The sequence below is a fragment of the Streptomyces sp. NPDC005202 genome (assembly GCF_040608235.1).
Classification (GTDB): Bacteria; Actinomycetota; Actinomycetes; order Streptomycetales; family Streptomycetaceae; genus Streptomyces.
On sequence record NZ_JBEXHW010000016.1, the window covers coordinates 131,719 to 142,352 of the forward strand.

The following is a 10,634-nucleotide window of genomic DNA, read 5'->3' on the forward strand; positions in this document are numbered from 1 at the left end:
AGGCTGCGCATCTCGAAGACGAAAGTTTCCACTTGTGAGTGAGACAACGCACGACGGCGGCGTCGCGCTGGGCGCGGCACCGTCGCCCGACGAGGGCCTCACGGCGGCGCAGCTCGCCGCCAAGTACGGGCTGTCCGTCAGCGGCGCCCGGCCTCCGCTCATGGAGTACGTCCGCCAGCTCTGGGGCCGTCGGCACTTCATCCTCGCCTTCTCCCAGGCGAAGCTGACCGCCCAGTACAGCCAGGCCAAGCTCGGCCAGCTCTGGCAGGTGGCGACCCCGCTGCTGAACGCGGCGGTGTACTACTTCATCTTCGGTGTCATCCTCAAGGCCAGCCGGGGCATGTCGCACGACACGTACATCCCGTTCCTGGTCACCGGCGTGTTCGTCTTCACCTTCACGCAGAGCTCGGTGATGGCGGGCGTGCGCGCCATCTCCGGCAACCTCGGTCTGGTGCGCGCGCTGCACTTCCCGCGCGCCTCCCTGCCGATCTCGTTCGCGCTGCAGCAGCTCCAGCAGTTGCTGTTCTCGATGATCGTGCTGTTCGTCGTGGCCATCGGCTTCGGCAGCTACCCGGGCCTGTCCTGGCTGCTGATCGTGCCGGTGCTGGTGCTGCAGTTCCTGTTCAACACCGGCGTGGCGCTGATCGTGGCCCGGTTGGGCGCCAAGACCCCCGACCTCGCCCAGCTCATGCCGTTCATCCTGCGCACCTGGATGTACACGTCCGGCGTGATGTTCTCCATCCACGGCATGCTCGCCGGACGGCCGGAGTGGTTCATCCGTCTGATGCAGGTGAACCCCGCCGCGGTCTACATGGACCTCATGCGGTTCGCGCTGATCGACGGCTACGGTGCCGCGAACCTTCCGCCGCACGTCTGGGCCGTCGCCCTGTTCTGGGCCGTGGTCGTCTTCAGCGGCGGGTTCGTGTACTTCTGGAAGGCGGAGGAGAGGTACGGCCGTGGCTGAGCAGAGCATCGGGCAGTACGTCCGGCAGGACGGCGGGGAGCGGGTCCCCACCGTCATCGTGGACAACCTGCACATCGTCTACCGCGTCAACGGCGCCAGGACCGGCAAGGGCAGCGCCACCGCCGCCCTCAGCCGCATCCTGAAGCGCGGCGAGGAGCGGGGCGTGCGCAAGGTGCACGCCGTGCGGGGCGTCTCCTTCGTCGCCTACCGCGGTGAGGCCATCGGCCTGATCGGGTCCAACGGCTCCGGCAAGTCCACCCTGCTGCGCGCCATCGCCGGCCTGCTGCCCGCCGAGAAGGGCAAGGTCTACACGGACGGCCAGCCCTCGCTGCTGGGGGTGAACGCGGCCCTGATGAACGACCTGACCGGCGAGCGGAACGTCATCCTGGGCGGCCTCGCCATGGGCATGTCGCGCGAAGAGATCAAGTCGCGCTACCAGGAGATCGTCGATTTCTCCGGCATCAACGAGAAGGGCGACTTCATCACCCTGCCGATGCGCACCTACTCCTCCGGCATGGCGGCCCGGCTGCGCTTCTCCATCGCCGCGGCCAAGGACCACGACGTGCTGATGATCGACGAGGCCCTGGCCACCGGCGACCGAAAGTTCCAGAAGCGGTCCGAGGACCGCATCCGGGAGCTGCGCAAGGAGGCCGGCACCGTGTTTCTGGTCAGTCACAACAACAAGTCGATCCGCGACACCTGCAACCGCGTGCTGTGGCTGGAACGCGGCGAACTGCGCATGGACGGCCCCACCGAAGAGGTGCTCAAGGAGTACGAGAAGTTCACGGGCAAGTAGCCCACGCAGATCGGGGCCCCGCCGGAACTGTTCCGGCGGGGCCCCGATCTGCAAAGGAAACGTCAACTCGGTGCGCACTTGGGAATCTTGACGCCAATCGGTGTGTTGTTGTGATGTGCAGGACACCCCGGCGGAGCTCGCCGCGTTGTACAACGTAAGCTGTACCGGTCCCGGAAAGCGGCAAGTGGGGCGATAATGCACTACCTCCGCGGGGGCTGCCCTGCGGATGGCCGGGCGGCGTGTCCGAAATAGTGTGTATTGGGTCGGCAGTGTAGAACGGGAGATGTGACGGCAATGGCTACGGAAACTCCCCAGCTCAACGCAGCATGTGCCGTCCCCGCCCCGGGCAGCCCACAGTGACAGCAACAGACACGACGGTGCGCGACCCGGAGCGCACCACACTGGACAAGGCCGCGGGTGAGAACTTCCCCGTGGCACCGTTCTTCCTGCCCAAGGCGTGGCGCACCGACCTCATGGCCGTCTACGGCTTCGCCCGCCTCGTCGACGACATCGGCGACGGCGACCTCACTCCCGGCGGCGACGACGCCCGTCTGCTCGGCGTGTCGCCCGAGGAGGCCGAGGACCGCCTCGTCCTCCTCGACGCCTTCGAGGCCGACCTGCGCCGGGTCTTCGACTCCACCCCGCGCCACCCCCTGCTGCGCCGCCTGCAGTCCACCGTCCGCCGCCGCTCGCTGACCCCCGAGCCGTTCCTCGGCCTGATCGCCGCCAACCGCCAGGACCAGCTCGTCAAGCGGTACGAGACCTACGACGACCTCCTCGCCTACTGCGAACTGTCCGCCAACCCCGTCGGCCGCCTCGTCCTCGCCGTCACCGGCACCTCGACCCCCGAGCGGATCCGCCGCTCCGACGCGGTCTGCACCGCCCTCCAGATCGTCGAGCACCTCCAGGATGTCAAGGAGGACCTGGGTCGCGACCGCATCTATCTGCCCGCCACCGACATGAAACGCTTTCAGGTCCAGCAGGCGGATCTCGCCGCGCCCACCGCAGGCGCATCGGTGCGCGCACTGATTGCATACGAAGCACAACGCGCCCGCGATCTGCTGAATGAAGGCGCCCCTCTCGTGGGTAGCGTCCACGGCAGGTTGAAGATGCTGCTCGCAGGGTTCGTGGCGGGGGGAAGGGCGGCGATCCGCGCGATCGCCGCGGCCGAATACGACGTACTTCCCGGCCCGCCCAAGCCCGGCAAGGTCCAGTTGCTGCGTGAGGTGGGCGTGACTCTGCGAGGAGAGGGGTGATCCGGGCCGTGGAGTATCCACCGCACGTGTCCGCACCGGTACTCGCCGCCTACAGCTACTGCGAGGCTGTCACCGGACAGCAGGCCCGTAACTTCGCCTACGGCATCAGACTGCTGCCGACGCCCAAGCGCCGCGCGATGTCGGCGCTGTACGCGTTCTCCCGGCGCGTCGACGACATCGGCGACGGGGCGCTGGCGGACGACGTCAAGGTCGCCCGGCTCGAGGACACCCGCAGCCTGCTCGGCCGGATCCGCGAGGGCGCGGTCGAGGACGACGACATCGACCCCGTCGCGGTCGCCCTCACCCACGCCTCCCGGGCCTTCCCGATCCCGCTCGGCGGCCTGGACGAACTCATCGACGGCGTCCTCATGGACGTGCGCGGTGAAACGTATGAGACCTGGGACGACCTGAAGGTCTACTGCCGCTGTGTGGCCGGGGCCATCGGACGGCTCTCGCTCGGCGTGTTCGGCACGGAACCGGGGGCGCGCGGCGCTGAGCGCGCACCCGAGTACGCCGACACGCTCGGGCTCGCGCTGCAGCTCACCAACATCCTCCGGGACATCCGCGAGGACGCCGAGGGCGGCCGCACCTACCTGCCCGCCGACGACCTCGCCAAGTTCGGCTGCTCGGCGGGGTTCCACGGGCCGACACCGCCGGAGGGCTCCGACTTCGCGGGCCTCGTGCACTTCGAAGTACGACGCGCCCGTGCCCTTTTCGCCGAGGGCTACCGGCTGCTGCCCATGCTGGACCGGCGCAGCGGCGCGTGTGTCGCCGCCATGGCCGGCATCTACCGCCGCCTGCTCGACCGCATCGAGCGCGAGCCGGAGGCGGTGCTGCGCGGCCGGGTCTCGCTGCCCGGGCGCGAGAAGGCGTACGTCGCCGTGCGCGGCCTGTCCGGACTGGAAGCCCGGCACGTGTCCCGGCAGACCGTCAGGAGGCGCGCCTGATGGACAATTCCGTCCAAGGTGACTCCACCGGTGAAAAGCGGCGGGCAACCCTCCGGTGCTGGACAGCGTCCCTGACGGCAACGGCCGGCCGTGGGGCACCTCGTCGCCACGGCGGGCGCACAGGGGAGGGCGCACGATGACCGACGGCAACCGGCCGGAAGGGCCGCTCACCGGCACCCCCGGACCATCCGGGCGGCACGTCGTCGTGGTCGGCGGCGGGCTCGCCGGCATCACCGCCGCGCTCGCGCTCGCCGACGCCGAAGTCCGCGTGACGTTGCTGGAGGGCCGGCCACGCCTCGGCGGGCTCGCCTTCTCCTTCCGGCGCGGCGACCTGACCGTCGACAACGGGCAGCACGTGTACCTGCGCTGCTGCACCGCCTACCGCTGGTTCCTCGACCGGATCGAGGCGGCGGCACTCGCCCCGCTGCAGGACCGCCTCGACGTGCCCGTCCTGGACGCCACCAGGCCCGAGGGACGACGGCTCGGCAGGCTGCGGCGCGACGCGCTGCCCGTCCCCCTGCACCTGGGGCGGAGCCTGGCGACGTACCCGCACCTCTCGCTCGCCGAGCGCGCCAAGGTCGGCCGTGCCGCGCTCGCGCTCAAGGGGCTCGACCTTGCCGATCCGACCCTGGACACCCAGGACTTCGGCAGCTGGCTGACCGCGCACGGTCAGTCGGCGCGTGCCGTCGAGGCCCTGTGGGACCTGGTCGGGGTCGCCACCCTCAACGCGGTCGCGGGCGACGCCTCCCTGGGGCTCGCCGCGATGGTGTTCAAGACCGGTCTGCTGTCCGACCCGGGCGCGGCCGACATCGGCTGGGCACGCGTCCCGCTGGGCGAACTGCACGACCGGCTGGCCCGCAAGGCGCTCGACTCCGCGGGCGTGCGTACCGAGGTCCGTACACGCGTCACCTCCGTCTCTACCAACGAGAACGGGAGCTGGAGCGTTCAGGTTCCCGGCGAGACGCTCCGGGCCGACGCGGTCGTCCTCGCCGTACCGCAGCGCGAGGCGCACGACCTGCTGCCGCACGGTGCCCTCGACGACCCCGGGCGGCTGCTGCGGATCGGCACCGCGCCGATCCTCAACGTCCACGTCGTCTACGACCGCAAGGTGCTGGGCAGGCCCTTCTTCGCCGCCCTCGGCACCCCCGTGCAGTGGGTCTTCGACCGCACGGAGGCGTCCGGGCTGAAACGCGGTCAGTACCTGGCGCTGTCCCAGTCGGCGGCGCAGGACGAGATCGACGCACCCGTCGCCGTGCTGCGCGAGCGCTATCTGCCCGAGCTGCGGCGGCTGCTGCCCCACGCGCGCGGCGCCGAGGTGAAGGACTTCTTCGTGACCCGGGAGCGCACGGCGACGTTCGCCCCGGCCCCCGGCGTCGGGCGCCTGCGGCCCGGCGCCCGCACCAAGGCCCCCGGCCTGTACCTGGCCGGAGCGTGGACCGCCACAGGGTGGCCCGCGACCATGGAGAGTGCGGTCCGCAGTGGTGTGAGTGCGGCGGACGCCGCGCTGAGCGCCCTCGGCCGGCCTCGCCCGAGCCGCCTGTTCGCGTTCGAGGAGGCGGCTTGATGCTCGATCAGCACGGCGCGGCAGGCCCCCGCACCCCCGGCACCGCAACAAGAGGAGAGACTGTGCCCACTGTGCCCCCGGCCTCGACGGCTGCCGACGCGGTGGACGTGACCGCGCTGTTGGAGCGCGGCCGGACCTTGGCCACGCCGGTACTGCGGGCGGCCATCGACCGCCTGGCACCTCCCATGGACACTGTTGCCGCCTACCACTTCGGCTGGATCGACGCCGAGGGCAACCCCGCGGACGGAGACGGAGGCAAGGCCGTGCGCCCCGCCCTCGCCGTACTCTCCGCGGAGGTCACCGGGGCCGCGCCCGAAGTCGGCATCCCCGGCGCGGTCGCCGTCGAACTGGTCCACAACTTCTCGCTGCTGCACGACGACCTGATGGACGGCGACGAACAGCGCCGCCACCGCGACACCGTCTGGAAGGTGCACGGCCCCGCCCAGGCCATCCTGGTCGGTGACGCCCTGTTCGCCCTGGCCAACGAGATCCTGCTGGAGCTCGGCACGGTCGAGGCCGGCCGTGCCACCCGCCGCCTGACCACCGCCACCCGCGCCCTGATCGACGGTCAGGCGCAGGACATCTCCTACGAGCACCGCGACCGCGTCAGCGTCGCGGAGTGCCTGGAGATGGAGGGCAACAAGACCGGCGCCCTGCTCGCCTGCGCCAGCTCCATCGGTGCGGTGCTCGGCGGCGCGGACGACGCGACCGCCGACGCGCTGGAGAAGTACGGCTACCACCTCGGCCTCGCTTTCCAGGCCGTCGACGACCTCCTCGGTATCTGGGGCGACCCGGAGGCCACCGGCAAGCAGACCTGGAGCGATCTGCGCCAGCGCAAGAAGTCGCTGCCGGTCGTGGCCGCGCTCGCGGCGGGCGGATCCGCCTCCGAGCGGCTCGGCGAGATCCTCGCCGCCGACGCCAAGAGCAGCGACTTCGAGAACTTCTCCGAGGAGGAGTTCGCGGCCCGCGCCGCCCTCATCGAGGAGGCGGGCGGCCGCGAGTGGACGGCCGAGGAGGCGCGCCGTCAGCACACCGTCGCCATCGAAGCCCTCGACGCCATCGACATGCCCGAGCCGGTACGGGCCTCCTTCACGGCGCTCGCCGACTTCGTCGTCGTACGAAAGAGATGATCACTATCGCTCGAACACTCCTCGCGTAGTCGCCGGCCGGTGCCGCAAGAGGTTTCAGGCACCGGCCGACGGCGGACCCACAGCAGCACGACTTGCACGACTGCACGAAGGGGAAGCCATGACAGCGACGACCGACGGAAGCACCGGGGCGACCCTGCCGCCCCGCGCTGCCGCGGCCAGCGAAACCCACATCACCACCCCCGTGGCGGCCGGGGTGCAAGAAGCCGCCGCACGCGCCGTCCGGCGCGCCACCGACTTCCTGCTCTCCCGGCAGGACGCAGAGGGCTGGTGGAAGGGCGACCTTGAGACGAACGTCACGATGGACGCCGAGGACCTGCTGCTGCGTCAGTTCCTGGGCATCCGCGACGAGGCGACGACCCGGGCCGCCGCGCTCTTCATCCGCGGTGAGCAGCGCGAGGACGGCACCTGGGCCACGTTCTACGGCGGACCCGGCGAACTCTCCACCACCATCGAGGCGTACGTCGCCCTTCGCCTGGCCGGCGACGAACCCGACGCCCCCCACATGGCCAAGGCCTCCGCCTGGATCCGCGAGCAGGGCGGCATCGCCGCCTCCCGCGTCTTCACCCGGATCTGGCTGGCCCTGTTCGGCTGGTGGAGGTGGGAGGACCTGCCCGAACTCCCGCCGGAACTCATCTACTTCCCCACGTGGGTCCCGCTCAACATCTACGACTTCGGCTGCTGGGCCCGGCAGACCATCGTCCCGCTGACGATCGTCTCCGCGAAACGGCCCGTGCGGCCCGCGCCCTTCCCGCTGGACGAGCTGTACACCGACCCGGACAACCCCAACCCGCCCACACCCCTTGCGCCGGTGGCGAGTTGGGACGGCGCCTTCCAGCGCCTCGACAAGGCGCTGCACTCCTTCCGCAAGGTCGCCCCGAAGCGGCTGCGCAAGGCCGCGATGAACACCGCCGCCCGCTGGATCATCGAGCGGCAGGAGAACGACGGCTGCTGGGGCGGCATCCAGCCGCCGGCCGTGTACTCGGTCATCGCGCTGCACCTGCTGGGCTACGACCTCCAGCACCCCGTGATGCGCGCGGGCCTGGAGTCGTTGGACCGTTTCGCCGTCTGGCGCGAGGACGGCGCCCGCATGATCGAGGCCTGCCAGTCGCCGGTGTGGGACACCTGCCTGGCCACCATCGCGCTCGCCGACGCGGGGCTGCCCGCGGACCATCCCCAGCTGGTGAAGGCCGCCGACTGGATGCTCGGCGAACAGATCGTGCGTCCCGGCGACTGGTCGGTGCGCAGGCCGCACCTTCCGCCCGGCGGCTGGGCGTTCGAGTTCCACAACGACAACTACCCGGACATCGACGACACCGCCGAGGTCGTCCTCGCGCTGCGCCGCGTCCGGCACCACGACCCGGAGCGGGTCGAGAAGGCCATCGCGCGCGGGGTGCGCTGGAACCTCGGCATGCAGTCGAGGAACGGCGCGTGGGGCGCCTTCGACGTCGACAACACCAGCCCCTTCCCCAACCGGCTGCCGTTCTGCGACTTCGGCGAGGTCATCGACCCGCCGTCCGCGGACGTCACCGCGCACGTCGTCGAGATGCTCGCGGTCGAGGGCCTCGCCCACGACCCGCGCACCCGGCGCGGCATCGAGTGGCTGCTGGCCGAACAGGAGCCGGACGGCTCGTGGTTCGGGCGCTGGGGCGTCAACTACATCTACGGCACCGGGTCGGTGGTGCCCGCCCTGGTCGCCGCGGGCCTGCCCGGCTCGCACCCGGCGATCCGTCGCGCGGTGGCCTGGCTGGAGCGCGTGCAGAACGACGACGGCGGCTGGGGCGAGGACCTGCGCTCCTACAAGGACGCCAAGGAGTGGAGCGGCAAGGGCGTCTCCACCGCCTCGCAGACCGCGTGGGCGCTGCTCGCCCTGCTGGCGGCTGGGGAGAGGGACTCCAAGGCCGTCGAGCGCGGCATCGCGTGGCTCGCCGCCACCCAGCGGGAGGACGGCTCCTGGGACGAGCCGTACTTCACCGGCACCGGCTTCCCCTGGGACTTCTCCATCAACTACCACCTTTATCGGCAGGTCTTCCCGCTCACCGCACTCGGCCGATACGTCAACGGAGAGCCCTTCGTCGGCAAACCCCTCGCCGACAAGCCCCTCGCCGAGGCCAAGGGGGGCTGATGGGCACACAGCCCGACCCGGCCCCGCTGCTGATCGCCTGCGCGCTCGGCATCGAGCACCTCGCCCTGCGCATGAGCGACCGCAGCGGCGCCGGCGGGCCGGTCACCGTCCTGCGTACGGGCATGGGGCCGAAGGCGGCGGAACGCTCCGTCACCCGGGTCCTCGCCGACCCGGCGCTGAGCGGGGCCGCTGTCCTGGCCACGGGCTTCTGCGCGGGGCTCGCCCCCGGCATGCACCCCGGTGACCTCGTCGTCGCCGAGGAGACCCGGGACCCGCGCGGAAACGTCCCGTGCGAAGGCACCGAACTGCTCGTCAAGGAACTCGTGCGCACCCTGCCCGGGCGCACCGTCCACACCGGGCCGCTCACCGGCTCCGACCACGTCGTCCGCGGACCCGAACGGTCCGATCTGCGCGCCACCGGCGCGATCGCGGTCGACATGGAGTCGGCGGCCACGCTCCTGGGCGCCGTGCGTGTGGGCGCGCGCCCGGTTGCGGCCGTCCGGGTGGTCGTGGACGCTCCAGAACATGAGCTCGTCCGGATCGGCACGGTGCGCGGTGGAATATCGGCTTTCCGTGTCCTTCGCTCCGTCCTGCCGACTTTCTTCGAATGGCACCGTAATGTTCTGCTCCCCAGGAGGTGAGCCAGATGGCCATGCCGCTGCGTCAGTCCATCAAGGTCGCTACATATTTGGCCGAACAGAAGCTGCGCAAGCGGGACAAGTTTCCGCTCATCGTGGAGCTTGAACCCCTCTTCGCCTGCAACCTGAAGTGCGAGGGCTGCGGCAAGATCCAGCATCCGGCCGGCGTGCTCAAGCAGCGCATGCCGGTTGCACAGGCCGTGGGAGCGGTGCTCGAGTCCGGTGCGCCGATGGTGTCCATCGCGGGCGGCGAGCCCCTGATGCACCCGCAGATCGACGAGATCGTACGCCAGTTGGTCGCCAGGCGGAAGTACGTCTTCCTGTGCACCAACGCCATGCTGCTGCGCAAGAAGATCGACAAGTTCAAGCCCTCTCCCTATTTCGCCTTCGCCGTGCACATCGACGGGCTGCGCGAGCGGCACGACGAGTCGGTGGCGAAGGAGGGCGTGTTCGACGAGGCGGTGGAGGCCATCAAGGAGGCCAAGCGGCGCGGCTTCCGGGTGACCACCAACTCGACCTTCTTCAACACCGACACCCCGCAGACCGTCATCGAGGTCCTCAACTACCTCAACGACGACCTCAAGGTCGACGAGATGATGATCTCGCCCGCCTACGCCTACGAGAAGGCGCCCGACCAGGAGCACTTCCTGGGCGTGGAGCAGACCCGCGAGCTGTTCAAGAAGGCCTTCGCGGGCGGCAACCGGCGCCGCTGGCGGCTCAACCACTCCCCGCTGTTCCTCGACTTCCTCGAGGGCAAGGTCGACTTCCCGTGCACCGCTTGGGCGATCCCGAACTACTCGCTGTTCGGCTGGCAGCGCCCCTGCTACCTGATGAGCGACGGATACGTCCCGACGTACCGGGAGCTGATCGAGGAGACCGACTGGGACAAGTACGGCCGCGGCAAGGACCCGCGCTGCGCCAACTGCATGGCGCACTGCGGCTACGAGCCCACCGCCGTGCTGGCCACCATGGGTTCCCTGAAGGAGTCCCTGCGCGCCATGCGCGAGACCGTCGCGCAGAACCGAGGGTGACATCATGACCGCCATTCCCTTGGGCGTCCCCGAGGTACCGGCCCGGCCGGTCGCCGAGCGGCGCGTGTCGCGGCAGATCCAGGTCGGATCCGTGGCGGTGGGCGGGGACGCGCCGGTGTCGGTGCAGTCGATGACGACGACGCGGACCTCGGACGTCGGCGCGAC

General features: G+C 70.5%; 11 protein-coding genes. All 11 read left to right on the forward strand.

Going from position 1 to position 10,634, the window contains the following annotated elements; all coding sequences use genetic code 11:
- Nucleotides 1-34 precede the first annotated feature (34 nt).
- Nucleotides 35-964, forward strand: a complete 930-nt coding sequence (locus tag ABZV31_RS23015) for an ABC transporter permease (protein WP_355896868.1) — start codon at nt 35-37, stop codon at nt 962-964.
- Entirely contained in the window at nt 957-1,760 is an 804-nt protein-coding gene (locus tag ABZV31_RS23020; RefSeq protein WP_355896870.1) for an ABC transporter ATP-binding protein, read from the forward strand. The genes ABZV31_RS23015 and ABZV31_RS23020 overlap by 8 nt, the downstream gene beginning before the upstream one ends.
- A 356-nt stretch (nt 1,761-2,116) precedes the next feature.
- Nucleotides 2,117-3,016, forward strand: a complete 900-nt coding sequence (gene hpnC, locus ABZV31_RS23025; protein ID WP_355896873.1) for a squalene synthase HpnC — start codon at nt 2,117-2,119, stop codon at nt 3,014-3,016.
- Nucleotides 3,013-3,963, forward strand: coding sequence for a presqualene diphosphate synthase HpnD (gene hpnD, locus ABZV31_RS23030; RefSeq protein WP_355896875.1), 951 nt, complete (start codon nt 3,013-3,015; stop codon nt 3,961-3,963). The genes hpnC and hpnD overlap by 4 nt, the downstream gene beginning before the upstream one ends.
- On the forward strand, nt 3,963-4,103 hold the full coding sequence (locus tag ABZV31_RS23035; RefSeq protein WP_355896878.1) for a DUF6380 family protein: 141 nt from the start codon (nt 3,963-3,965) through the stop codon (nt 4,101-4,103). Before hpnD ends, ABZV31_RS23035 begins: the two co-directional genes overlap by 1 nt.
- Nucleotides 4,100-5,527 (forward strand): hydroxysqualene dehydroxylase HpnE, encoded by a 1,428-nt coding sequence (hpnE, locus tag ABZV31_RS23040; RefSeq protein ID WP_355896881.1) that lies wholly within the window; start codon nt 4,100-4,102, stop codon nt 5,525-5,527. The genes ABZV31_RS23035 and hpnE overlap by 4 nt, the downstream gene beginning before the upstream one ends.
- A complete protein-coding gene (locus ABZV31_RS23045; protein WP_355896883.1) occupies nt 5,527-6,657 on the forward strand; it encodes a polyprenyl synthetase family protein in 1,131 nt (376 codons plus the stop codon). The genes hpnE and ABZV31_RS23045 overlap by 1 nt, the downstream gene beginning before the upstream one ends.
- A 118-nt stretch (nt 6,658-6,775) precedes the next feature.
- The gene (shc, locus tag ABZV31_RS23050) at nt 6,776-8,800 is read left to right on the forward strand and encodes a squalene--hopene cyclase (protein ID WP_355896886.1); all 2,025 of its coding nucleotides are present in this window, start codon (nt 6,776-6,778) and stop codon (nt 8,798-8,800) included.
- Nucleotides 8,800-9,441 carry a 1-hydroxy-2-methyl-2-butenyl 4-diphosphate reductase gene (locus tag ABZV31_RS23055; RefSeq protein ID WP_355896889.1) on the forward strand — a complete coding sequence of 214 codons (642 nt, stop codon included), beginning with the start codon at nt 8,800-8,802 and terminating at the stop codon, nt 9,439-9,441. Before shc ends, ABZV31_RS23055 begins: the two co-directional genes overlap by 1 nt.
- Before the next feature lie 5 nt (nt 9,442-9,446).
- Nucleotides 9,447-10,469 (forward strand): adenosyl-hopene transferase HpnH, encoded by a 1,023-nt coding sequence (gene hpnH / locus ABZV31_RS23060; protein WP_355896892.1) that lies wholly within the window; start codon nt 9,447-9,449, stop codon nt 10,467-10,469.
- A gap of 4 nt (nt 10,470-10,473) precedes the next feature.
- The coding region (locus tag ABZV31_RS23065; RefSeq protein ID WP_355896908.1) for a flavodoxin-dependent (E)-4-hydroxy-3-methylbut-2-enyl-diphosphate synthase at nt 10,474-10,634 on the forward strand (161 nt) is incomplete at its 3' end.